The sequence below is a fragment of the Paenibacillus sp. IHB B 3415 genome, from assembly GCF_000802655.2.
GTDB classification, from domain to species: domain Bacteria; phylum Bacillota; class Bacilli; order Paenibacillales; family Paenibacillaceae; genus Paenibacillus_AQ; species Paenibacillus_AQ phytohabitans.
On sequence record NZ_JUEI01000002.1, the window covers coordinates 25,195 to 50,410 of the forward strand.

Annotated in this window: 15 protein-coding genes; 13 read left to right on the forward strand and 2 right to left on the reverse strand. The window is 53.6% G+C overall.

The window, feature by feature from the left end; genetic code table 11:
* Positions 1 to 143 precede the first annotated feature (143 nt).
* On the forward strand, positions 144 to 479 hold the full coding sequence (locus tag QW71_RS00830; RefSeq protein ID WP_083442347.1) for a diguanylate cyclase domain-containing protein: 336 nt from the start codon (positions 144 to 146) through the stop codon (positions 477 to 479).
* 153 nt (positions 480 to 632) lie between these two features.
* Positions 633 to 1,313 carry a succinylglutamate desuccinylase/aspartoacylase family protein gene (locus QW71_RS00835; RefSeq protein WP_039291898.1) on the forward strand — a complete coding sequence of 227 codons (681 nt, stop codon included), beginning with the start codon at positions 633 to 635 and terminating at the stop codon, positions 1,311 to 1,313.
* 11 nt (positions 1,314 to 1,324) lie between these two features.
* On the opposite strand, the gene QW71_RS00840 is transcribed toward QW71_RS00835, so the two are convergent.
* On the reverse strand, positions 1,325 to 2,809 hold the full coding sequence (locus QW71_RS00840) for a hypothetical protein (RefSeq protein WP_039291900.1): 1,485 nt from the start codon (positions 2,807 to 2,809) through the stop codon (positions 1,325 to 1,327).
* Positions 2,810 to 3,031: 222 nt separating this feature from the next.
* Here QW71_RS00840 and QW71_RS00845 point away from each other — a divergent pair, with 222 nt between their 5' ends.
* The 3 genes from QW71_RS00845 to QW71_RS00855 are packed head-to-tail and all read left to right on the forward strand — an operon-like array spanning position 3,032 to position 4,909.
* Positions 3,032 to 3,412, forward strand: coding sequence for a GntR family transcriptional regulator (locus QW71_RS00845; RefSeq protein ID WP_039291902.1), 381 nt, complete (start codon positions 3,032 to 3,034; stop codon positions 3,410 to 3,412).
* On the forward strand, positions 3,409 to 4,278 hold the full coding sequence (locus tag QW71_RS00850; RefSeq protein WP_039291904.1) for an ABC transporter ATP-binding protein: 870 nt from the start codon (positions 3,409 to 3,411) through the stop codon (positions 4,276 to 4,278). Before QW71_RS00845 ends, QW71_RS00850 begins: the two co-directional genes overlap by 4 nt.
* Complete coding sequence (locus tag QW71_RS00855; RefSeq protein WP_039291906.1) at positions 4,271 to 4,909, forward strand: ABC-2 transporter permease; 639 nt, start codon at positions 4,271 to 4,273, stop codon at positions 4,907 to 4,909. The genes QW71_RS00850 and QW71_RS00855 overlap by 8 nt, the downstream gene beginning before the upstream one ends.
* 99 nt (positions 4,910 to 5,008) lie before the next feature.
* Here QW71_RS00855 and QW71_RS00860 read toward each other — a convergent pair whose 3' ends face one another.
* The gene (locus QW71_RS00860; protein WP_039291908.1) at positions 5,009 to 5,356 is read right to left on the reverse strand and encodes a ribosomal protein L7/L12; all 348 of its coding nucleotides are present in this window, start codon (positions 5,354 to 5,356) and stop codon (positions 5,009 to 5,011) included.
* Positions 5,357 to 5,597: 241 nt separating this feature from the next.
* Here QW71_RS00860 and QW71_RS00865 point away from each other — a divergent pair, with 241 nt between their 5' ends.
* From QW71_RS00865 to QW71_RS37630, 8 genes are all read left to right on the forward strand, one after another.
* Complete coding sequence (locus QW71_RS00865; protein ID WP_039291910.1) at positions 5,598 to 5,942, forward strand: hypothetical protein; 345 nt, start codon at positions 5,598 to 5,600, stop codon at positions 5,940 to 5,942.
* A 77-nt stretch (positions 5,943 to 6,019) separates the two neighbouring features.
* The gene (locus tag QW71_RS00870) at positions 6,020 to 6,211 is read left to right on the forward strand and encodes a hypothetical protein (protein WP_039291913.1); all 192 of its coding nucleotides are present in this window, start codon (positions 6,020 to 6,022) and stop codon (positions 6,209 to 6,211) included.
* Between the two features lie 144 nt (positions 6,212 to 6,355).
* The gene (locus QW71_RS00875; RefSeq protein ID WP_047013537.1) at positions 6,356 to 7,336 is read left to right on the forward strand and encodes a patatin-like phospholipase family protein; all 981 of its coding nucleotides are present in this window, start codon (positions 6,356 to 6,358) and stop codon (positions 7,334 to 7,336) included.
* 185 nt (positions 7,337 to 7,521) lie between these two features.
* Positions 7,522 to 7,695 (forward strand): YdeI/OmpD-associated family protein, encoded by a 174-nt coding sequence (locus tag QW71_RS38685; RefSeq protein WP_083442348.1) that lies wholly within the window; start codon positions 7,522 to 7,524, stop codon positions 7,693 to 7,695.
* Positions 7,696 to 8,100: 405 nt separating this feature from the next.
* Entirely contained in the window at positions 8,101 to 9,849 is a 1,749-nt protein-coding gene (gene iorA / locus QW71_RS00880) for an indolepyruvate ferredoxin oxidoreductase subunit alpha (RefSeq protein ID WP_039291915.1), read from the forward strand.
* Positions 9,850 to 9,856: 7 nt separating this feature from the next.
* On the forward strand, positions 9,857 to 10,447 hold the full coding sequence (locus QW71_RS00885; RefSeq protein ID WP_047013538.1) for an indolepyruvate oxidoreductase subunit beta: 591 nt from the start codon (positions 9,857 to 9,859) through the stop codon (positions 10,445 to 10,447).
* On the forward strand, positions 10,437 to 18,893 hold the full coding sequence (locus tag QW71_RS37625) for an SDR family NAD(P)-dependent oxidoreductase (protein WP_052769812.1): 8,457 nt from the start codon (positions 10,437 to 10,439) through the stop codon (positions 18,891 to 18,893). Before QW71_RS00885 ends, QW71_RS37625 begins: the two co-directional genes overlap by 11 nt.
* A gap of 5 nt (positions 18,894 to 18,898) precedes the next feature.
* Entirely contained in the window at positions 18,899 to 25,204 is a 6,306-nt protein-coding gene (locus QW71_RS37630; RefSeq protein WP_160311763.1) for a beta-ketoacyl synthase N-terminal-like domain-containing protein, read from the forward strand.
* Positions 25,205 to 25,216: the final 12 nt, after the last annotated feature.

Below are 25,216 nucleotides of genomic sequence, written 5' to 3' on the forward strand. Positions count from 1 at the left end.
ATAGCGAAGAAGCTCCGTTGATTGTATTCTCCTGCCAGTTCTAAACTGGCGGGATTTTTGTATACATCTGTCCCGGAAAATAACCCGGCCCTCCCAGATAGAGTTTCTCCTAACGTACTGCGCGATTATTAAAAGGCGGAGATCTGTGTATTCAATCGGTGGCGGATGTACTGAACATCATCAGCAAGCAGCACGGTGCTTTCGTCGCCCGCTTCAGCGGAGCGGCCTTCATGCTGACCTTGTCCGGGGTAACCGCCGGAGAGGCGGAGCAGCTGGCCGAAGCTGTGCGCAAGGGTGTCTATGATCTGCAAATTCCCCGCGACCATTATGAAGAAGAAGGTGTGGTCACCGTAAGTATTGGCGGTCTGCAGAAAGTCCCTCTTACAACGGATCGTACTTCAGAGTTTATTGCCGGGTCGGAGAAGGCGTTGTATGAGGCGAAATCCAGCGAAAAAAACCAGGTTGTATTCATTGAATAACCGTTATGAACACAGAAGCCGTGTAAGGTCCGTCTGGACTATACCCGGCTTTTTGCCGCGCCAGTCTATGTGTCCAATCCACCATTGGCGATCCGCATACATTACAGAATAAAGCGAATGTACTTCTGCATACCTAAACGGAGGTGAAACGCGGTGTCTGTAGAGAAGCATATGCTGGCAGCAGGAACTCCCTATGCCACACCTTATTATGTCGTGAACAGCGTAGCTCCCGGTCCTGTATTTATGATCATCTCCGGCGTCCATGGCAATGAACCGGCGAGTACCCGTGCGGCACAGGGGATCGTAAGCCGGTTCAACCGCGGAGAGTGGGTTCTGCGCAGAGGGAAGCTGATTATTGTCCCGCTGGTGAATGTATCCGCCCGGCATAAGGGAATCCGCGGCAAACCTGATTTGAACCGTACCTTCCCGATGGGTACAGGCGCTAAGGCTAGACATCCGCTGTCAAGAGCGGTGTTTCAACTCGCCGCGCGTTATCGTCCATCCTGGTATTTGGATCTGCATGAAGCGAACGGGCTATCACAGCTTAATCCGCGGCGCGTAGGGCAGACGCTGATTATCAGCCCGGCTAGCCGGGCGGCAGCTGTGGCGAAGCAAATTGTGAAGAAGATGAACCTGTCGGTTCCGAATAAAGCTTACCGCTTCAACATCCGCCGCCGCGAGCGCGCCGGGACTTCACGGATGGCTATGCAGCGTCTGCTCGGAGCGAGAGCCGTTACAGTGGAAACCTGCTGGAGTCTTGATTTCTCCTTAAGGGTGCGGCTGCAAAGTGAGATTGTCAGCCATTTCCTGCGGGCTGCGGGTTTAACCGGCTGATGCCGTATAGTTCAGCTGCTCTGTAACCCCGGATCTTCCTTGGACTGCTTCCCGATTCCGGTAACAAATACACTCCCGTAGCTTCCTTTGTAGACAGGAGTGCCTAGTGTTTTCACCCAGTCCTGATACAGCCTCCCGGAGCTGCCGTTTCGCACAATCACATAATCCGGGCGGTCATATTTCACGATATCAGGCAAGTATTCGGAGAAGCCGTACATGGAGCGTTCAAAGGCATTCCAGCCCATGATCCCAAACGAAGCCTTGGTGATAAAAGGGTCCTGGCGCCCGTCACAGAGCACATCCCCGCCGCGGAACATCACATAACCTGAAGACCCATAGCTGGACAGCACCTTAGGCCGCCTGCCTGCCGGTGTATGCTCCAGTACATAGCTCATCTCTAAGACAGGGTAATCTGCAGCAGTCACCACTGGCGGGACCGCGAAGATATATACAGTGTTGATCAGCAACCCGGTGACAAGTCCAAGGGCAACCGCTCTTCCGCTAGTCCGCAGCCTGAGCTTGCCCGGAAGCGGAACCGCTTCGAAGAAAACTGCCGCGAAATAAGGAATGAATAGCCACATGAACAGATTCTGCTTGAAATTTGATACTCCGAGATAGAGAATGCCGGTCATCAGGAAGAAGCGGAACGGCTTCCGCTGCAGGGAGAAGGGCAGGGTGACCGCGAAAAAGAGCAGCAGAAGCAGAATCGGCAGCTGATCCGGCCGGCTGAAGGAGAGAGGCTGCCATTCATTAATGAGCAGATTGTAGTTATTGTGTGTGACGGTGAAGATGAACAGCAGTCCTTGAAGTCCTCCCGGATTCGGCAGACCGGCCAGGAAGACCAGCAGGAAGACGGCAGCTCGCTTCCAGCTGAGATTGCGTGCAATCAGTGATTCCAGCACGGCCATACCGGTAAACACGGCAATCAACAGCCATACTCCGGTATGGACATTGGCAACGGCGCAGGAGAGGATAATCATTGCTGCCGCATATCTGGCCCCGGGCTTCAGCTGATACTCCCGCAGGCAGATAAAGAACCAGACGATCAGCGGAGAGGAGACCATCTGCGGTCTTCCCTTGAAGTAGTTATAGTAGATCCAGCAGGAGACCAGCAGGACAAAGGGCAGGAGCAGAACATGATTCTCCCGCAGACCCAGCTCTTTACGTGATACTTCTCCAAGACGTATAAGCCCCAACAGTAACCCGAACAGGCACAGGGCGGTCAGCAGATAGATCCCCGGCCAGCCGAACCACTGGTACAGGGGTGTAATCAGCAGCTGAAACCCGGCCTCATGCGGGATATACGGCAGCTTGTCTCCATAAAAGGTATGTATCGCATGATGCAGCACCTTCCCGTGCTCAAGCATGTAGCGCCCGACCTCCAGATGCCAGAACGTATCCGGATCATTATACGAATATTTAGGCTGCATGAGCAGCATAACGGCAGCCGTCAGCAGCCCGCAGATGAGCGGATAGACGGCGGTTTTTCTAGACATATGAACTTCCCCTCTGTGTAGGCACTCGGCTTCCGCCTCTATATAGCATCACCACTTCCCATAAGTGATTAGATCAATACATGCGAGAGAGCGGTAGTCCAAATATGCGCCGCAGCTGCAACCGGACCGCTGCTAATTAGAGGATTGACACCACTGAACATAGTGTATATATTATATATATACATTAAATACAAATACCTCAAAGGACGCTGGTGCTGCTACATGAATATTTTGATATCAAGTACGTCCGGTGAACCGATCTACGCCCAGATTGTGGGACAAGTCCGCCAGATGATTCTGCAAGGGGAGCTGGTCTCCGGTACGCCGCTGCCATCGATCCGCTTATTGGCCAAGGAGCTGCAGATCAGTGTCATTACCACGAAGCGGGCTTACGAGGAGCTCGAGCGGGAAGGGCTGGTTAACTCCATTGTCGGCAAGGGCTCTTTTGTCTCCGGGGCGGATCAGGAATATATCCGGGAGCAGCGGCTGCGGATTGTAGAGGGCAAGCTGAAAGAAATCATTGATGAGAGCAGACTGCTGGGCATGGAGTACGCCGAACTGGCGGAGATGCTGAAACTGCTCTATGAGGAGGAACAGGAATGAGCGATGTAATCCGGTTAGACCATTTAACCAAAAGTTACGACCGGTTTGAGCTGAAGGATATCTCATTGTCCATCAAGGAGGGGTTTATTACAGGTCTGATCGGCCCTAACGGTGCAGGCAAAACTTCGCTGATCAAAATGATGATGGGTATGATCTACCCGGATCAAGGCAATATCACGATGTTCGGCCAGAATAACCAGCTATATCAGGCAGTGGTCAAGGAGCGGATCGGTTATGTCTCGGATGAGAATATCTATTATGAGAATCTCACCGTCAAGCAGATGAAGAGAGTTATCGCTCCGTTCTACACCCGCTGGAATGAAGATACATATGTGAAGTTTCAGGAGCTGTTCAAGCTTCCGCCCGGCAGGAAGATCAAGGATCTGTCCAAGGGGATGAAAATCAAATTCTCGCTTGCCGTCGCCCTGTCCCATGGTGCCGATCTGCTGATCATGGATGAGCCTACCTCGGGGCTTGATCCGATCTTCCGCAGAGAGATGCTGGAGCTGCTCAGTGAGCATATTCAGGACGAGAAGAAATCGATTCTGTTCTCCACCCATAACACGATGGATCTGGACCGGATTGCCGACTATATTGTATTCATCAACGAGGGGCGGATTGTTTTCAATGAGATGAAGGAGAGTATCAGCGAGCGTTACCTTCTGGTCAAAGGCGGGAAGGAGCTGCTCGACCGTGATGTCCGGCGCTGGTTCGTCGGCATCCGCGAGAGCGGACTGGGGTTCGAGGGTCTGATCAGCAACCGTGCGGAGGGCGAACGGTATTTCAGGGATACTGCCATCTGCGAGACGCCTACTCTGGAAGAAATCATGTATTTTACGGTAAAAGGAAGTGAAGCGCATGTATAGCTCCCTGCATCTGATCCGCAAAGACTTCATCCTTACCCGGAAATTCATTCTGCTGCTGGTGCCGTATTATATACTCATGGGATATACGAATGCGGAAGCCTACACTATGTTCTCGCTGTTCCCGGCCATGCTGCTGCTGATCAATGCCTGCACTATTGATGTGCAGCATAACAATCAGAAATTTCTTGTCAGTCTTCCGGTACCGAGGCAGCGTCTGATTCAGGCCAAATATTTAACGCTCATTCCTTTCTTGGTCTTCAGCATCCTCTGCACACTGCTGCTCTATCTGTTTGCATTTGGGATGGGGAAGATAGACGCTCCGCTCCGCTGGAGAGAGCTGGGCCTTGCGGCCGCGTCTTTTCCGCTGCTTGCTTCCTTCTATCTGCCGCTGTATTACTGGCTGGGACAAAAGGGCATGCAAGTAGTCAATTTCGTATTCATCATGTTAATCATGCTGAACGTCACGGCATTCAAAAGTTTATCTGAACGGTTTCCGGCACTTGCAGAATGGTTCCAGACCGGCAGGCTGGACAGCATGCTTCTGCCCGTTATTGGTGTTCTGGCCTATCTGATTATTATCTACAGCTCTTATCTGCTCTCTTTGCGGATTTTTGTTAAAAAGGACGTATAACCCCAGCCGGGTTGCAGGCAAGCCGGCATCATAAAAAACGACCTCAGCTTCCACTTTAAAGTGGAGGATGAGGTCGTTTTGGTTCTGTGCAGGGGCAGGTCAGCGGAAGGTACCGCCTTGTTCCAGATTGTCGATGAAGTCCTTGGCATCCTTCAGTGATAAATTCCGTGCTTCCCGCATTACCTTAATCGCCTGAATCTTCTTGCCCTCCGCGAGCAGCAGATGCAGTCTCCGCTCCAGATCAGGAGCAATCTCCGGGTTCTGCACGAACATCGGGGTCGGAATGCCGGCTATCCTGCCTCCAGCTCCTGCAGGTCCCCCATATGCGTCCCTCTGCGCCAACTGAGACTCCAGCTCTGTTACGCGCTTTTTCAGACGGAACACACTTAACATAAGCAGCAACACAAGAACCAAAGCCAGAATTGCGATAATATCCGTATTGTCCATGGGAGCGGCTCCTTTCTGCCCTTATAGCATCGATCGCGGTAACTAGACCTATCATATTCTACTACCCGCTGAGCAGAAGAATGAACACTCCACTTCTGAATTAGGAGCAGTTCATACGTAGTTCAGCGGGTCCGGTTGAACGGACTTCATCCCGTTTCATGCAGAATGTCATATTCATCCCTCTAAAAGTATGATATTTTTATGCGAAATTTCAAATATTTATGGAGATGGGGGCTTACCGGTGATAACTCCGTACAATCTTGAAGAGTATTATGTAAGGATCGGCCGGCTGAAGCAGCGTTATTTGTCAGAGCGGTTTGAGCAGGAGCTTCCGGCATTCCATTCTCACCTGGAAGCGGCCCAGTGGTTCCGCAGCATGTTCCCGGGCGGGTTCATTTTTGTGGAGGAGATGGAAGCGGCTAACGCTGAGAGCTATTACTTGTATGACATCATCCACGACCGCGAGCTGTGGGAGCGCAGACAGCAGGATTTGAAGACCAAAGGCACCGCTTCCGGACTCGGCATGCTCCTATGCACCCAGCGGGTCGATATTTACGAGGACGGATCGGTGCAAATCGCTTTTTAACAATAAGTTCTGTTTCAGGACAAATGAATCAAAAGTGAGATTAAATGGTGTATAATCATGGAAAGGGAGGTGATTTCATGGCTGACTTCTTTAATCCGGGACCGCATGCGAATTCGACTGATCCCGGCGGGCATAAAGCCAACCATGACGTGAATGCGCAGAAGTATCACACCGAAGGCCCTCCAGGCTTATGGAGGCAAATATCCGATCTGGTTATTGCCATAGCTGTCATTGCCTTTTTCATTTTTGTGATCATGTGGATCTTTTGATCTGTCTCCCCAACAAGCGGCTGTCCAAGACTGGTTTCATGGTCCTGGTGCATCCGCTTTTTGTTGTTTTACAAGTGAATAAATCAGAGTATCCAACACATACTTACAGATACATCTTTTACATGTAACAGGAGGGGTACTCAGGTGGAGGCAGATGCAGTCTTTGAAGGCGGTGGCGTAAAGGGAATTGCTTTTGTAGGAGCCATTGAAGTGATGGAATCCAGAGGATATACCTGGAACAAGCTTGCGGGGACTTCAGCCGGCGCGATCATTGCAGCTTTGTTGGCCTGCGGTTACAATAGTGCTGGAATCAGAGAGCTGATGAGCTCGCTGGACTATATGAAGCTGCTCGGGCGTACCAGAATGAACAGCCTGCCGATCTTGAACAAAACGCTTCCGTTAATGATGAAGTCAGGCATTTACAGCAACCACATTTTAGAACAGGTAATGACGGAATGGCTGAAGCGTAAGAAAGTTGTAACGTTTGGAGATATTCCCGAAGGCAAGCTTTCGATTATAGTCTCGAATATAAGCAATGGGCGGATTGCAGTTTTCCCTAATGATTTGCCTCACTATGGTCTGAAGGCGTCCGAATTCCCCATAGCTGCAGCAGTACGGATGAGCACCACGCTGCCTTTCTTTTTCCAACCCTATGTCTGGCATACGCCCCTGCAGAAGAAACCCTATTATATGCTGGACGGAGGAATGCTTAGCAATTATCCGATCTGGCTATTTGACGTAGATGGAGTCCCGCGGTGGCCAACCTTCGGATTCAGACTGTCGGAAAGGCGAACCTATGCCCAATCGATAGAGATCAATGGTCCGGTTTCTTTACTCAAAGGGATGTTCAAAACCATGCTGCAGGCTCATGATCAAAGACATGTAGACAAACATGCGGAAGAGCGCACAATATTTATTCCCACTGGAAAAGTAACGACGACAAAATTCGAATTGACGGAAGAAGATAAGCATTTCTTGCTCTCATCCGGCCACGCTGCGGCAGATAAATTCCTGGAGACATGGGATTTCGAAGACTATAAGCATAAATTCAGAGAAAATCATGCAGCCATACCGGTTCAGCCCTTTTCCGGTGAATCGCAGCAGGAGTCCGGTATTTATCACTGAAACCCAAGGCTACTACTTCCACATTGAGGAGCAGTAGCCTTTTGCCTGGAGATTCACAAATTTGCCAATAGCACTGCCGGGAATGGGAAGGTTTCTTTTATAGAGATCAAGAATATAGACACAATGCCGAAGTGAGAAGAGAGTGGATAAGGAAGCTTCTTTATAATGAGGAGAACCGTAATATTGTGGTGCCGGACTACATCACCAGAAACCTTGAAGATCACGATATGCTTGATCCATTCCTGGATCAGCCAGATTATCTTAAGCGGGAGCAGATCCATTACATCGAGCTCGCCAAAAAGGAAGAGACGAAGATTAACCGCATACTGGCTTTAATTAACACACTGAAAGATAAATGAATCCTGTTGAAGGACCTAAAGGACAATGGCACTGCAAACGGATTTGGAATGCTTCTCTGTACCCACAATCCGGCATCTGTGAAGGACGGTCTGGTCCATTTGGCCTTTTGAGAGGAAACGACAATAAATACTATATAAGATAAATATACGTTTTAATTTGAAAAGTCTGCAATAAAAGGTTGCGGGCTTTTTAATTATTTCAATTTTGTGAAAATTAGCAGATTAAGGAACTGAAAGTCTGGAATTTATTAAAAAAAAGTAACAAAGTTAATAGTAACACTATAATATTGATTATAGCCTATATATAAGTGGTAAGAGCCTATAAATGTTAAATATGTAATCTGTGATTTGGGAGAAATGCAGCCGCGTGGTTCTGTTAAATGAGATGAACGAGAGGACGATCCGATGAAAGCTCTAATGATGGGTAATGAGGCAATTGCCAGAGGCGCTTATGAAGCAAATTGTAGAATCATTTCATCCTATCCCGGAACACCGAGTACGGAAATAGTCGAGAGCATCAGTGTCTATGAGGGTGTATATGCCGAGTGGGCACCCAACGAAAAGGTAGCTCTGGAAGTAGCAGCAGGCGCCTGTATCGCCGGTATCCGCAGCCTGACCACCATGAAGCACGTAGGGGTGAATGTGGCGGCAGACCCGCTGTTCAATATGACCTATGAAGGTGTAAATGCCGGTCTGGTCATTGTTTCGGCAGATGATCCGGGGATCCATTCCTCGCAGAACGAACAAGACAACCGCATTTATGCCAGTCATGCCAAGATGCCGCTACTCGAGCCGACCAGCTCCCAGGAATGCAAGGATATGATTGTCGAAGCCTACGAGATCAGCGAGCGCTTCAATACGCCTGTCCTGTTCAGGACCACAACCCGGGTGTCCCATTCGAAGGGGATTGTTCACTTCCAGGAAGACCTGGCAGTGGAGGAGAAATTCAAAACCTATAAGAAAAATAAGCTGGACAGGCTGCTCCTTCCGGCCATCTCCAGAAAGCGGCATCTGGAAATCGAAGCGAATCTCCTGGATATTCAGGCGTACTCCAATTCCTCCCCTCTAAATGCAATAGAGTACAGTTCTCCGGAGATCGGCATAGTGACGAGCGGAATTTCCTATCAATATGTTAAGGAAGTGTTCGGAGATACGGTATCCGTGCTTAAGCTGGGTATGAGTTATCCTTTTCCGGACGAGAAGGCCAAAGAATTCGCTGCATGGGCCAAAACAATCTATGTTGTCGAGGAGGGCGAGCCCTTCATCGAAACCTCACTTAAAGCGATGGGCATTGCCTGTACTGGTAAGGAGATCATTCCCGTCTGCGGCGAGCTGAACCCGGAAATTATCAGAAAAGCGATCACCCGTGAAGAATTCGACTGCTACGAGGGTGTCCAAGTACCGCCAAGGCCGCCAAGGCTGTGTGCAGGCTGCGGTTATCTCGGACTGTACAGCGCAGTCAAGCAGCACAGGGACATTATTGCCGCCGGAGATATCGGCTGTTATACGCTGGGCGGCACCGAGCCGATCAAGGCGCTCGACACCGTGCTCTGCATGGGCGCTTCCATCTCTATGGCAACGGGCATGCAGCGGACTCAGGATTTCAAACCGATGGGTAAGAAGGTATTCGCCTTCATCGGTGACTCCACCTTTTTTCACTCAGGTATGACCGGACTGCTGAACGCAGTTTACAACAAGACCCCGATTGTCATCTGTATCCTGGACAATCGCTCCACATCTATGACCGGCAATCAGGAGAACCCGGGCACCGGGCGCACACTGCAGGGCAGCACGTCGGAAGCCATACGGATTGAAGATATCGTGCTTGCACTGGGCATTAAACCGGATAACCTCAGAATACTAGACCCCACCAACCTCCAAGAAACGCAGCAGTGTGTGGACACAGCCAAGCACAGCACTGAACCGTTCGTAATCATCTCCAGACATCCTTGTGAACTTCTCAAAAGCAAAGCGGAACCGACAAAAAAATACATCATTGACAATGTTACCTGTGTGAATTGCAAAAAATGCACTATGCTAGGCTGCTCGGCAATCAAAATTGTGGACCGCCAAATCATGATTGATCCGCTTGACTGCAAGGGCTGCAGCATCTGCCAGCAGGTTTGTCCCTATGACAGCATTAAGGAGGCTTAAGCGACCTATGACAGCAGCTACAAGCATTATTTTAGCCGGTGTGGGCGGAAAAGGTGTCATTACTGTAACCAATGTGTTATCCCAGGGACTGGTTGCGCTCGGGTATGACGTGAAGGTCTCCGAGGTGCACGGCATGTCGCAAAGAGGCGGAAGCGTGCATGCGCAGGTTCGTTTTGGCGACAAAATCTACTCTCCCCTGATTGAAATGGGCACAGCGGACTATATTGTCGGCTTCGATCAGATCGAAGCGCTGCGCTGGGGAAGCTTCCTGAAACAGGAGGGGCGGATGCTCGTCAATCTGGCAGAGCTGAATGAAGATACATACAAAGGAAAGTACGAGGACAACTTCAGCCGGTACAAGCATGTCACTTATGTCGAAGGAACTGCCATTGCCAAGGAAACGGGAAATGTGCGGAATGAGAATTTTGTCATGCTGGGCGCGCTGCTGCAGGCGCTTGGCTTTGAATTCGATGTCTGGAAGAGCACGATGGAGAAGTATATCAAGAAGCAGTATCAGGAGGACAGCATTCTCTCTCTGCTTAGAGGGATGAGGGAACAACGGGTCGTCGAAGAAAGGGAGACGGTATATGAGCTCTAAGGCTTCGGCAAGCAAGCTTAAGCCGCGGAGGGCTGCAGCAGGGCAGGATGTGGCGATTGTCGGTATCGGGTGCAGATTCCCAGAGGCAGAGAATTACAGCAGCTACTGGAACAACATGATCAATCATGTGAATTCCGTCAAGCCTATCAGTTATGACCGCTGGCAGAACGGAAGATACGGACTGAAGAATGAGGCAGACCTCGGCTGGGACAATGAGCAGTTTGTGAAATACTGCGCTTCATTATCCGGCATCGACAAGTTCGACAATGCCTTCTTTAACTTGTCACCCAGAGAGGTGGCGAGCATGGACCCCCAGCAGCGGATTCTGCTGGAAGAAACATGGCATTGTCTTGAGGATTCAGGGATTCCGCTGGCGGAACTCCAGAAGGAACAGACTTCTGTGTATGTCGGGGTTACCGGCAATGACTACGGTCTGATTGCATTGACCGGCGGTGATAAGGTCGATCATTATGCGGGCCTCGGCAACTTCGAGTGTATTGCGGCGAACCGCATCTCGCATACTTTGGGCCTGACCGGAGAGAGCCTCTCTCTGGATACCGCTTGCTCCTCTTCACTGGTTGCTGTTCACAAAGCAAGACAGAATCTACAGGCCGGAGAAGCGAAGTATGCCATAGCGGCAGGCGTGTGCCTGGCCTATCATCCTTGGCGGTACGTGACCTTCTCCAAATCGAATATGATGAGCCGGGACGGACAATGCAAGGCTTTTGACGAGAATGCGGACGGATTTGTGCAGGGAGAGGGCGTTGGCGTCCTGCTGCTGCAGAAGCTGGAGGATGCGGTGCGGGACGGCAACCATGTCTACGGCATTATCCGGGGAACGGCAGTGAACCACTGCGGCGCTTCACAGACCATCGCTGCACCGAGCATGAAAGCGCAGAAGGAATTGGTTGAAGCCGCTTTGCGGCAAGCCCGGGTAGATGCTTCGACCGTCAATTATATTGAGGCGCATGGCACCGGAACCGCTCTTGGCGATCCGATTGAAGTCGAAGCGCTGACCCAGGTGTTCAGGCAGTACACCGATCAGGAACAGTTCTGCACCATTGGCTCGGTCAAGACCAATATCGGACATTTAGCAAGTGCCTCGGGCGTTGCTGGGATCATCCGGGTGCTGCTGATGATGAAGCATAAGACTATTCCCAAGCTGCTCAACCTTACCGGTCTGAATCCGCTGCTGGACTGGGAGCATACCCCGTTTAAGGTAGCCACGGACAACACGGAGTGGGTGCCGATAAATGAAGAGACCCCGCTGCGGGCGGGCGTAAGCGGCTTTGGCTTCGGCGGAGTCAATGCCCATGTGATTCTTGAGGCTTACGAGCCGCCGAAACCGGCCAGAGCCAGTAACAAATCCGTACCGGGCGCGCAGCTCTTCACTCTCTCTGCCCTGAACAGCGACAGTTTGAACGAGAGTATAGCCGTCTGGAAGTCTCATTTGAATTCGCCGGAGATGGCGGACGCATCCATCGCCGAGTTATGCAAAACGCTGCTTGCGGGCAGGCGCCATTGCCGGGAATACAGAATCGGCGCTGTCATCCGGAGCAGGCAGGAGTTAGCCGAGTATCTGCAATCCGCTGCCTCCGCTGTTGAGCGGCTGGAGCCGGGCCGCAAGCGCTGGTCGGTACATTTCACCAATGTCATCTATACAGGATACACGGAGATTAAGAGCGTAATGGAAGAGCCGTATATCTGCGAAGTTTTTGAAGAGGTTATTGCCGAAACTGAACTGCGCGAGCGGCCGGCCGCTATCCGGAGTGGCCTTACAATTGCCAAATGGAACAAGGATAAGCTTGCCGCCTACTCTTTCCTGATTAATTACACGCTGGCTAAAGTCCTGATCAGCCTGGGAGTAGATGTCGCGTCCGTGAGCGGTGAGCAGCAAGGGACGCTGCTCGCGATGGCGGTCAGCGGAATGATTACGCCTGTTCAGGCGTATGACATTCTGACCGGCAGGGCTACTCTTGCGGAAACGGTGCTGCAAAGACCGGAGCTGACCTTCATAGACCCTGTTCATCAAGTGAAGATTCACCGTATTAACATTGGCCCGGCGTATATTGCCGGCTTGCGCAATGTATGCATCACCGGTGCTGACGCTGCGGCGTTCAGGCATTATGTGGAGAAAGCCAGAATACTCAGCCGGACCCAGTTTACCTTTAAGAAATATTTGCGGGATTGGGATCAATCCCCGGCGCTGCAGGCAGCGAAGCTGTCCACAGACTCGCTGCTGCATCAGGAGCGGTTGTTAGCTGCCGGTGAGGGCGGCCAGGCAATGGAGCGTCAGCGTGTTCTTCTGCTGTTGATCGCCTACGGTTCACTGCTGAAGCTGAATCAGAAATGGGATTTGTCGGAACGCATCACTTTAAGTGATGAGCGGCTGAGTGAATGGGTCCAGCTTGTTCTGGATGAGGTCATATCCAAGGAAATGGCCGTGCGGCTATTAACTTCCTCTGATGAGGAAGAGGCTGGAGTACTCGAAGCTGTCCGGAATCAGCTCAATGAACGGCAGGAGCAATTGAATTTAAATATCCCCTATACCTGTCTGCACGAAGCCAATCACCATATGGCGGAAATTGCCGAGCCCGCAAGCTGGAGAGAACAGCTTCAGGAGCAATGTGCGGGGCAGAGCGTTCTGCAGACTGAGGTGATCCGGCTGTGTGCAGGGGATAAGGAAACGGCAGCATTATCGCCCCGGAGTGATGGAGCCTTCGGGTTCCAGGAGGTTCTGCTGAAGCTATGGCTGGCTGGAGCAGATTTAGATTGGAGCAGGCTGTATCCCGGCGGTAGCTTCAAGAAGCAGCCATTGCCCGGCTATGCCTTTAACCGTTCTTCGCATTGGATGGCGGCCCCTCAGGCCGCTCCGGCTCAGAGCCATCCGATGATTGATCTGGCGAAGTCCAGCCCGGAGCGGCTGCTATTCGTGAAGACACTTAAGGTGAGCGATTTCTATGTTGGCGAGCATATTGTGGATGAACGGGTGATTTTACCGGGAGTCGCTTATCTGGAGATGGTCAGGGCGGCCGGCGAATTCGCGGCCAGGACGCAGGTGCATTCCATTAAGGATGTGCTATGGGTGAACCGGCTGGAAGTGGCCGATACACGGGATGCCTATATTCAGCTCACTCCCGAATCAGGGTATATGAAGTTCCAGGTGTATACCGCTGAGAACAGTACCCGGCTTATTCATTGCACGGGCAAGCTCTATACCGGGACTGGACAGCAGGCGGAGCGTCGCAGCTTCAATCTTGACGCTATACAAGCCCGGAGCGGAGTCAGAATTGCCAAGGATTTCTGCTACAACGAGGTGTTTGGCAGCTCCATCGGTTTTCAATATGGGCCAAGCTTCCAGGCTACAACAGAAGCATTGTGCGGAAGCGGAGAATCGCTGGAGAAGCTCGACCTTCCTCCGGACCTGCTGCCTGCATTTAGCCAATATATGCTGCACCCGTCCCTTGTTGATGCTGCGCTGCGGGCAGTGACCTGGATCGGCGGAGCCGAGGCGTACAAGCAGCTTAGATTGCATATTCCGTTCGCACTCGGCGAAATCCGCATCTACGGCAGGCTGACGCCAAGCTGCTATTCATATGCGGAGATCGTACCCGAGACCGCAGGCAAGGCAGCGGGGATGAAGCGGTTCAATGTCTATATTCTGAATGAGCAGGGGGAAGTGCTGGTGGAAGCCAGAGACTTCACGATCCGGGCCATTCAGCCAACCAATGCGGTTAGTGCGGCAAGCCGCATTCACCTGTACACCGAGCGCTGGCAGGAAGCACAGCTTCCGGAAGCCGGGGGGCTTGGTGGCCATAGTGAAGGGATCAGCAAGGCCGAAGTAAAGAATATGCTGTATATGGTCCGGGACAAAGGGAAGGTTCAACGGCTGGCAGAAGCATTCGCCCGGGAGCATACGGTGCCGGACAACATCATTATTGTGAATCCGGGAGCGGACTACAGCGCAGCTGCAGGAAGTCTGGAATACAGCATCCGGCCTGAACGGGAAGCGGATTATGGCAGGCTGCTCACAGAGCTGCTGGCTAAGGGGATAAGGATTGACGCTATTCTGTATGAGTGGGATGGGGAACAGGCAGAGATCCTGAACGCTTTTTATCCGGTTCTGTATCTGTTCAAGGCGGTTACTCAGCTCTATTCCCAGGATCAGGTCCGCTTCTTGCTTGGCGCAGTCCACAGCGGCAGCCAGCCGGAAGCGGGAATGCTGCGGGGGCTGTCCAAGGCCTTTCAGGCCACCAACCGCAGCTTCATCCCGTCCGTAATCTATTGCGACCGTGCTGAAGAAATTCCGTTTTACGCGGCACAAGAGCTGCTGTACCGTAAGCAGGCGTCCTTTGTGGAAATTAGTTATACAGGCGGAGCGAGAGCCAGCCGTGTGATCCTTCCGCTGGAGTCATTACCGGAATCAGAGTTCAGCGGTTTCCGCAAACAGGGTACCTACCTGATTACCGGCGGAATGGGTAAGCTCGGACTTGCCGTGGCCGAATTTGCCCTGCGGAATTATGAAGCCAATGTGGTGCTGACCGGAAGATCCGCACTGGATGAACCGAGAAGCCGTGAGCTTGAGCGGCTGCAGAGTTATCCCGGGCAGGTTATTTACTTGCCTGGTGATATCGCGGAGCGGCAGACTTCCGCAGAGATCGTGGCGCAGGCCCAAGAGGCTTTTCATTCCATTCACGGCGTCATTCATTGTGCCGGAGTGCTCGGTGAGCAGCCGCTGATGGAAGCCAGTCCTGAACAGATGGCAGAAGTGCTGCTGCCCAAGATCCAGGGTGCGGTCAACCTGGATGAAGCTACGCAGCTGGAGAAGCTGGATTTCTTCGTGCTTTTCTCGTCCATTTCCGCAATCATTGGAGATTTCGCCAGAGGCACTTATGCGGCGGCGAACAGCTATCTCGACCGCTTCGCCTTACTCCGGGCTGAGCAGGTTAAGGAGGGTATCCGTTCAGGTGCATCGCTGTCTATCAACTGGCCGGTCTGGAATGACGGAGCGATGCAGTTGTCCGGAGAGGAAGCCGTACAATACCGCCAGCAGGCCGGGATGGAGCAGCTGGATACACAAGCCGGTCTTGAACTGCTGGAGCAGCTGGTCCGCACGGTTGAATCCCGTATTATTGTAGCCTGCGGAGAACGGCAGCAGCTGAGCCGGGTACTTGCGGCAGTTACAGAAGAGAAGCCGCAGCAGGAGAGGGTGCTGAATGCTTCCGCGCAGAGTGTTCATGAGCGGCAGCGGGCAGCAGCGGTAACGGTAACGGGCGGGGCAACAGCTCCACTGAAGCTTCCGGTTCCGCCAATCCAGCAGCAGCCGCTTCATAGCGGTCTTGTCCCCACCGTTAAGGTGGAGGAAGCTGTTCAGCAGTACTTGAAGGGAGTCGTGTCGCAGGCGACCGGGGTTCCGGCAGCGCAGCTTGAAGCCTCAGCCGACTTCTCCAAATACGGCATCGACTCCATCATGATCATGGAGCTGAATGGAATACTGGGCAAGGACTTCTCCGATTTACCAAGCACGCTTTTCTTTGAATACAGCACGATTGCCCTTCTGGCGGCATTTTTTATGGATAATCATGCGGAATTCTTTCAGCAGTCCGCCGGGGAGCCAGGGCAGAGTAGGGGAGCGGAGCAACAAGAAGCAGTAGTGGAAGAAGCGGCGGAACAAGTGATGCCAGAAGTGATGGCAGCAGAAACGGGAACTGTCCAAAATGCAGCTGTAAAAAAGGAAGCTGCCTCCGCCATGTCCCGGCATCAGGGTGCAGAAGCAGTAAGTGGGGATATTGCGATTATCGGCTTAAGCGGACAGTACCCGATGGCGGATACGCTGGAGGAATTCTGGGATGTGCTAAGCGGAGGGCAGGACTGCGTTACGGAGATTCCGCCGGAGCGCTGGGATTACCGCAAGGATTACCATCCTGAGAAAGGCAAGCCGGGCAAAGTGTACACCAAGTGGGGAGCGTTCATGAAGGATGTCGAGAAGTTCGATGCCGGATTCTTCCATATCTCCCCGCGGGAAGCGGAGCTGATGGACCCGCAGGAGCGGCTCATGCTCCAGACCACCTACCATACGCTGGAGGATGCGGGAGCTGCCGCGGATACTCTCTCCGGCAAGAAGGTTGGCGTATTCATCGGCGTTATGAATTCCCATTATCAGCTGCTAGGTGTCGAGCAATACAATAACGGCCGGCTCATGGATGTCCGTTCTTCGTTTGCATCCATCGCCAACCGGATTTCATATCATTTCAACTTCAAGGGACCGAGCCTGGCCATTGATACGATGTGCTCTTCTGCGCTGGTGGCTATCCATATGGCCTGCGAGAGCATCCGGCATGGCGAGAGTGAAATGGCGGTGGCCGGTAGTGTCAACACCCTAGTGCATCCGGCAAAATATATCTTCCTGACCGATCAGCGATTCGGCTCCACAGAAGGCAAGTGCCGGGCCTTCGGCCAGGGCGGGGACGGCTATGTTCCCGGTGAAGGCGTTGGCGCGGTTCTGCTGAAGCCGCTGGAGGCGGCGCTCCGTGACGGGGACCCTGTCTATGGCTTAATCAAAGGAACGGCGGTCAATCACGGCGGCAAGGTCAGTTCTTATACTGTGCCTAATCCAAATGCCCAGTCCGAGCTGATTGAGGAGGCGCTGCGGAGGTCTGGCGTGCATCCCGAGCAGATCAGTTACATTGAGGCCCATGGTACCGGAACCGCGCTGGGAGACCCGATCGAGGTGGCCGGGTTAACGAAGGCGTTCAAGAAATTCACCGCCAAAACGCAGTTTTGCGCCATTGGCTCGGTCAAGAGCAATATCGGACATCTCGAATCGGCAGCCGGTATGGCTTCCTTGACCAAGGTGCTGCTACAGATGAAGCACAAGCAGCTGGTACCTTCAATTCTCGCGGAGCAGCTCAACGAGAATATAGATTTTGCCAAAACGCCGTTCTATGTACAGCGTTCGCTCCAGCCGTGGAAGCCGCTTACGGAGGAGACGCCGGATGGGCTGAAGGTTCAGCCGCTCAGGGCGGGCATCAGCTCCTTCGGGGCAGGCGGCACCAACGCCCATATTGTGATTGAGCAGTATGAGCCGGACGTACCTCCTGCAGCGCAGAGTGAGGAGCAGCTCATCGTGCTGTCCGCCAAGAGCAGGGACAAGCTGCAGGCGCAGGCCCGGCAGCTGGCGGCATTTATCGCCCGCCACCGGACGTGTGGACGGGCTGTGGACACAAGTGAGCTAATAACCGCCCGATTACAGGCTGTCCGGAACCGCTGTCTGGACGTTGTCGCGAAAGTGCTTGGCGTGAACCCCGGGCAGATCGACTACGACGAAATTCTGACTGAGCTGTGCGCGGATGCTGTACACCAGGTTAGGCTGGCCGATGCCATCAATGAGCTGGTTCAGGAACATGCTGCCGACAGCACATTAGGGGCTAACCGGTCGCTGCGTGAGCTGATGAATCATCTGGAAGCGGCTGAGCTTAGCCGGAGGAATGCCGGATTCGGATTTGATACCCAGGCTTACGCCGAGACTGCTGCGGCTAGTGCGGCGGGGATGGATGCCGCCGATACAGACGGATATACACTGCGCTTAGAAGATGTTTCTTATACGCTGCAGGTTGGGCGGGAAGCTTTTGCCGAGAGAGTGGCCATTGTCAGCCGGGATATCGGGGAGCTTAGGGAAGTATTAATCCGCTTTGCCGCCGGAGAACCGAATTTGCCGGATGTCTACACAGGCAGCTTGGACCCGCAGAATGATGTTGCCGCCATTCTATTCCAGAACGAATCCGGACATCAGTTTATTGCCAACGCGGTTCGTAACAGACAATGGCCGCAGATTGCCCAGCTCTGGCTGCTGAAGGCGAAGATAGACTGGAAGCTGCTGCATGATGAACGCAGCCGTGCACGGGTGATCCCGCTGCCGAATTATATTTTTGACAAGAAGAGATATTGGATCGGCAATGGCTTCTCGGCGGCTGCCGCTGAGGCCAATCGCTACACGCTTGAAGCGGAGCCGGATTGGGAATCGGAACCGGCCTGTGATGAGCAGAACAGGAGCCTTCGGCCACAAACTTTACAAACTCCGCAAACCGTGGCTCCGGCAGAATCGATCGGATATGTAGAAACGTCTGCAGACTCGGTGGAGCAATGTCTGAACCGCACCCTGGAGGAGGTCATTTATTTGGAGGCCGGAGAGGTTAACGCCGATCTTCCATTCTCGGAACTGGGCGTGAATTCAGTCTTGACGCTGGAATTGGTAGACAAGCTGAACGACCGGCTCGGCCTTGCACTGCATTCTAATGATTTGTTCAATTACAACACGGTACGGCTGCTGACTGCCCATATTCTGGAGACAGCAGTAACGGGATCTGCGGCCTCCGGGAACTCCGGGCTGGCGGTGGATAGCCCTATAGATCTGAATGAACTTGAACTCTTACTGGAGGGGAGCTAATGCCTATGCAGAGCAGAACACATACACCGGACTTTACGCAAAATAATGGGAATGTGCGCAGCGATGATATCGCCATTATCGGCCTCTCCGGCAGATTCTCCGGCGCCCGCAATGTGCAGCAGTATTGGGACAACCTTGTACAGGAAGTGAGCAGTCTTCAGGAAGCGCCTGCTGAACGCACGGAGCTGACCAAGCTGACCCCGGCGCAGAGGGCACATATCCGTTATGGGGGCTTTCTCCCGGGCGCGGATCAATTCGATCCTTTGTTCTTCCACATCTCTCCCAAAGAAGCGGAGCATATGGACCCCAGACAACGGCTGTTTCTGGAAGAATCCTGGAAGGCCATAGAAGATGCGGGATATTCGCTGCAGGATATGTCAGGCAGCAAATGCGGCATATTCGTGGGCCTTCAGCAAGGGGAGTATCTGGAGCGGTTCCTGGGTGAGACGAACGAGCATGTCCCTACGGGGAACAGCTTGTCGGTCATTCCGGCGAGGATTTCCTATCTGCTGAATTTAAAGGGGCCGAGCATCGCCCTGGATACGGCCTGCTCTTCGTCACTGGTAGCTTTGTCACTCGCTTGTGACAGCCTGCATAGCGGCAGCAGCGAGATGGCGATCGCCGGAGGTGTCCAGCTTATGCTCACGCCATGGATTTATATGTCGCTGGGCAAGCTGGGGATGCTGAACACCGACGGAATCTGCAAGCCGTTCGCCGAGGAGGCGGACGGCATAGGCCTGGGCGAAGGCGTGGGCGCTGTGCTCCTCAAGAAGTATGCTGCCGCGAAGCGGGACGGGGACCATATCTACGGAGTCATCGCAGGCATCGGGGTCAATCAGGACGGTAAAACCAATGGCATTACCGCCCCGAATGGTCTCTCACAGGCAGCGCTGGAACGTGAAGTCTATGAGAAATTCGGGATTAACCCTGAACATATCAGCTATGTGGAGGCACATGGCACGGGCACCCGGCTGGGGGATCCGATCGAGGTCGCTGCCCTCACGGAGACCTTCGGCGCATTCACGGACAAGAAGCAATATTGCCATCTCGGCTCAGTCAAAGGCAACATAGGACACACCCTGTCCGCCTCGGGCATGGCGGGTCTGATCAAGGTTCTCCTGAGCCTGCAGCACGGCAGAATTCCCGCTACGCTCCACTCTGGTGAGGGGAACAAGCTGATCGATTTTAAGAACAGCCCATTCTATGTGGGAAAAGAGACCGAGGAATGGCGCAGGGAAGCCGGACGGCCAAGAATGGCGGCGGTCAGCTCGTTTGGAATGAGCGGAACCAACTGCCATGTGGTGGTTGCGGAGCATATAGAGCAGGAAGATGAAGCTGTCACCGGCACAGCCGGGGACAATGACGGGAAGGTGCTGCTGTTCGCTTTGTCAGCGAAAAGCGATACGGCACTCGAGGCCAAGGTACAGCATCTGCGGGATTATCTGCAGGAGCGCACAAGCTTGGGCAGACTGGCCAATATATCGTATACGCTGCTGGCCGGAAGAGATCATTACGCCTACCGCAGCATGTTCATTGCCGCAAGCAAGGAAGAGCTGGTCCGGGAGCTGGAGGCTTTTCTTCATAAGCAGCCAAGCTCAGGCTGGTATAGCGGCGGCGGATCGGGCGGCAATGAGCGGGTGAACCCTGCGCTGAAATCCAAGATGGAGCATTTGCTGGTCCAGTTTCATCAGGATCGGCTTACTCCGCAGGAACGGGCAAAGGCGGCGCAGTTGATTGCCAATTATTACATCAAAGGCTATGCAGCCGATTTCAAAAGCCTGTCCGCTGCCGGGTGCTTCCGCAGAGTGCCGCTTCCAGGCTATCCCTTCGATTATATGCGCTGCTGGATCGAGGCAGCGGATGAGAAGGGAAGCACGGAGAATGGCGGAGCTGCCGGAAGTACCGCAGCTGCCGGAGGGGCTCGCGGAGTATCCGGAAGTGGCGGAGCTGCCATAGGAGCTGACCAAATATCCAGAAGCAGCTCAGCTGCCGGGGCTGCCGGAAGTGCTGGAGCAGCGGCAGAAGGGCAGCTACATCCGCTGGTTCACCGCAATGTGTCAACGGTGCAGGGAATCGGCTTTGTAAGTGAACCGGAGGCTGCCGGAAAGGCCGTGTTCGGCAAGTCCATTTATGGGGCAGCGGTATTCAGCGAAGCTATTCTGCTGGCTATAGGCGCGCAGGCTGCACTGCTGGGAAGTGGTGCTCCGGGTATTGCCTCACTGGAGCAGATTCAGTTCTGCCATCCTGCTTCTGACAAGCAGCAAGTGAAACTGAATATTCATCTTCAAGGTGATGGTGAGGGGGATTCCCTCCGGTTCGCTGTCCTGCGCGAAGGATCGCAGCAGGATATCCTGGCGGCAGGTACGGCCAGAACAGGCCTGGCTTATCCGTCTCACGAACCGGCAGCGGTGGATATAGGCAAGCTCAAGCAGGAAGCAGCGCAGGTTCGGACTGGGGATGAAGTCTACCGGGTACTGGAGAATCAAGGTATAGCTTATGAAGCACAGGCACAGATCATAACAGGCTTGTACAGCAGCCTGACAGACCACTTGGCGGTAATTTCACCAGGCCCATTCCATTCGGCGGACGATGTCTTGGCAGCTATGTTAACTGAAGCCGTCCTGCAGGGGCTGAACATGGACATTATCGGCAAGGGCGGCACGGCGTCTGCAGCTTATGAGATCGGTGAAATACAGCTTATCCGCCAAGCCTCATCGGCGAAATATGTTCATTTTCAGTCGGGTGGTCTGGAGACTGCCGGCGGTGAGCTTCATTATGACGTTCATGTGCTGAATGAGTCAGGTGAAGCGGTGCTGTCCTTTAAGAACATCCAGATGGTTCCCATCAGCACCCGTGAGATTGTTACCGGGGAGCAATATATTCTGCTTAAGAAGGAATGGATGAAGTCGGAGCAGCCTCGTGAGCGCAAACGGGTTGAAGGGCAGTATCTTATCATCGTAAATGAAGAGATGGATGATGACGCACTTGCAACAGTCAGAGCAAGCTTTGAAGCGCCGCTGATCCTGTGTGACGGAAGGGCGCAGCAAGCCCATGACTCCGTGTTACCTGTTGACTTCACGCTTACAGAGGATAGTGAGCAGACGATTGAAGCCGTACTCGGGATGAAGCTGAAACTCAAGGGAATCGTTGATTTCTCCGATCTCCATGCACAGCCGAAGCCCATGTCCAAGCAGAGCTACGGTAAAATCATGCTTCTGCAAGCGCTGGTTAAGCAGGCGGGCAAGGATTTTCGGATTGTTCATTTGACCAGCGGGGTTCAGAATCCGGAGAACCGCACGGTTACTCTGGCCGGAGCGGATATCGCCGGGATCATCCGCACGCTTGGCGCAGAATATAGACAAGTCACCGCCCGCACCGTGGATATCGGCCTGGATGCTTCGGATATTAACCGGCAGCTCCGGATTGTCCTAGGCGAATTAAGCCTGGAATCCGATACCGCTGAAGCGTGCTATGCGGACGGATTGCGGTATGAGCCGGTTATCACCACGCTGAAGCAGCAGAATAAATGGATCGGCCGCGAGCGGCATAACCGGTTGAAGGTAGACCCCAAAAAGGTCTATGTCATTACCGGAGGCACGCGGGGGATCGGGGCCGAGGTGGCCCGTCTGCTGGTCCGAAGAGGCGCACGGAAGCTGGTGCTGATGGGGGTTCAGGCTTTTCCTGCCCGGGCGGATTGGCCGGACATCTTGACCGGCACTATCCATGATCCGGGAAGTCTGGCACGAATCAAGCGGGTAGTGGAGCTGGAAGCCTCCGGTGCCCAAATCGAGGTCTATTCGGGTTCGCTGACCGATGCCGGGCAGCTTATGCCTTTTGTTGAGAGCATCCGGCAGCAGTGTGGCGAAATTGGCGGTGTTGTGCACTGCGCAGGCTCCAATCTGAATCAGCACCCGGCCTTTGTGAACAAAAAAATCGCCGATATCCGGCAGGTCTTTGAACCTAAGGTTGAAGGGGTGGCGGCACTCCAGCACATTTTTGCCCAGGATAAGCTGGAATTCTTTGTTCTTTTCTCCTCCATTTCAGCTCTGGCGCCGCCGTTGTCTGCCGGGCTTAGCGATTACAGCGCAGCCAACTATTATCTGGACCTGTATGCACAGCATCAGCACACCCTCGGAAACAGTTATTATCAGTCGATCATCTGGCCGAGCTGGTCAGAGGTCGGGATGCTGGCGGATTCCGGGTTTCAGCTTAGCCCGCTCTATACACAGTCAGGACTTACCGCACACAGTCTTGCCGATGGCCTCTTCATGCTGGAGGACATCATCATTGGCAGTGATTCGGCAAGTGTGATTCCGGCTATCCTGGACATGGATCTTTACCGCCCGGAATTATTGATCAAGGCAAGCGCTGAACGGGGGAAGGGTTTACCTGGGGCGAAGGCCGTTGTGAAGAGTCAAGGCAGTCCTGACGCTGCGGTAGCCGGAGGGAATGTACAGAATACACTGAGTACCCCAAGTGAGCTGCAAAAAGCGTCCGCCCTGATCCTGGATATCTTCTGTGCAGAGCTGAAGCTACCGGGGGACCGTGTACGTGAGGATGTTCCATTTGCCGAAATCGGCGTGGATTCCATTCTGCTGATCGAGGTCATTAAGAAGCTGGACACCGCTTTTCAGACCCGTATGGATCCGGCGCTGTTCTTCGAGCTTAGAGACATGCGCGCGCTGGCAGAGCATCTCTGCTCAAACGGCGCAGAATATAAGAGTCAGCCGGAGCTGGAGCAGGATGACCCGCCTTTGCTGACAGGCAATAGAATCAGATTCGCTGAACCGTATAACCGGGTGCCGGAATTTCATTACGGCCGTGCCAGGGAAGCAAGAATGCAAGCGGTACACAACGTACAGGACGAAACGCAAAGCCCTGAAGGCAGGCATGACGGACGGATTGCCGTTATCGGCATGGGCTGCCATTTTCCGGGGGCTGGAGACAAGGACGCCTTCTGGAACAATCTGCGGCAGGGACTGGACAGTATTACGGAGGTTCCGGCCAGTCGCTGGGATAAGGATGAATGGTACGCACCTGTCTATGCGGAAGGCAAAAGCATCAGCAAATGGGGCGGGTTCCTGGACGATATTGAGCGCTTCGACGGTGGGTATTTCGACCTTAAGGAGAATGTGGAGCAGATCAGTCCGCTCATGCGGCAGTCCCTTGAGGTTACAGCGGAGACTATTCTGGATGCGGGCTATGAAATGGAGGACATCAGCGGGAAGAAGGTCGGTGTATTCATCGGCGCCCATCCAGGCTCTTATCCGGGCTGGGTGCAGGATATCAATAAGAATACGATCATCGGCATCGGGCAAAATTTCATCGCGGCTTATGCCTCCCATTTCTTCAATCTCAAGGGTCCCAGCCTAACCGTGGACAGCGCCTGTTCTTCCTCGCTCCTTAGTCTGCACCTGGCCTGCCAGAGCATCCGCTCCGGCGAGTCGGAAATGGCTATAGCGGGAGGGGTGGATCTGCTTCTGGATGAGCGTCCCCATCTCGTATTCAGCGCCTCCAAAGCCATGTCTCCGGACGGCAAATGCCATACCTTTGATGAGGAGGCGAACGGCATCGTGCCGGGAGAAGGCTGCGGAGCGGTGCTGCTCAAGCCGCTGGCCAAGGCCCTCGCCGACGGGGACAGAATCTACACGGTCATTGAAGCCTCGGCAACCAATAATGACGGCCGTACGATGGGGGTTACCACCCCAAGCATGCAGGCCCAGGAAGAGGTCATCGCTGAAGCGATCCGCCGTTCCGGTATTAACCCGGAGACGATTGGTTACGTGGAGACGCACGGCACAGGTACGATGATCGGCGATCCCATTGAGCTGAAGGCCCTGACCTCGGTTTACAAAAAATATACCGGTGCCACAGGCTTTTGCGGTGTGGGCAGCGTGAAGACCAATATCGGCCATTGCCTCAGCGCGGCAGGCATTGCCAGCTTCATTAAGGCGGCGCTGTGCGTCCACCACAAGATGCTTGTTCCCACGCTGAATTGCAGCCGGCCCAATCCGCGCTTCGACTTCGGGCACTCGCCTTTTTATCCGGTGCTTGAGGCCGCAGCCTGGGACAGCCACGGGGTGGCCCGGCGGGCAGCCGTCAGCTCCTTCGGATTCGGCGGCACCAATGTTCATATGATCATCGGGGAGTGCGGGGAGGATGCACTCAGCGGTTATACCCGGCGCAGACATCCGTTGACTGCACCGCTATATAGCAGGCAGCATGCCTGGGTAAACCGCAGGAAGAAAGAGGGCAGGCAGACACAGGATGAGCAGGATCAGCTGTACTTTCTGCAATTCGTGGAGGAGTAGGCTTGAATACGG

Excerpts from the sequence above, each read along its gene's own strand:
- QW71_RS00840 (WP_039291900.1), bottom strand. The coding sequence starts at position 2,809 with ATGTCTAGAAAAACCGCCGTCTATCCGCTCATCTGCGGGCTGCTGACG.
- QW71_RS00845 (WP_039291902.1), top strand. The coding sequence starts at position 3,032 with ATGAATATTTTGATATCAAGTACGTCCGGTGAACCGATCTACGCCCAG.
- QW71_RS00850 (WP_039291904.1), top strand. The coding sequence starts at position 3,409 with ATGAGCGATGTAATCCGGTTAGACCATTTAACCAAAAGTTACGACCGG.
- QW71_RS00855 (WP_039291906.1), top strand. The coding sequence starts at position 4,271 with ATGTATAGCTCCCTGCATCTGATCCGCAAAGACTTCATCCTTACCCGG.
- QW71_RS00860 (WP_039291908.1), bottom strand. The coding sequence starts at position 5,356 with ATGGACAATACGGATATTATCGCAATTCTGGCTTTGGTTCTTGTGTTG.
- QW71_RS00870 (WP_039291913.1), top strand. The coding sequence starts at position 6,020 with ATGGCTGACTTCTTTAATCCGGGACCGCATGCGAATTCGACTGATCCC.
- iorA (WP_039291915.1), top strand. The coding sequence starts at position 8,101 with ATGAAAGCTCTAATGATGGGTAATGAGGCAATTGCCAGAGGCGCTTAT.
- QW71_RS00885 (WP_047013538.1), top strand. The coding sequence starts at position 9,857 with ATGACAGCAGCTACAAGCATTATTTTAGCCGGTGTGGGCGGAAAAGGT.
- QW71_RS37625 (WP_052769812.1), top strand. The coding sequence starts at position 10,437 with ATGAGCTCTAAGGCTTCGGCAAGCAAGCTTAAGCCGCGGAGGGCTGCA.
- QW71_RS37630 (WP_160311763.1), top strand. The coding sequence starts at position 18,899 with ATGCAGAGCAGAACACATACACCGGACTTTACGCAAAATAATGGGAAT.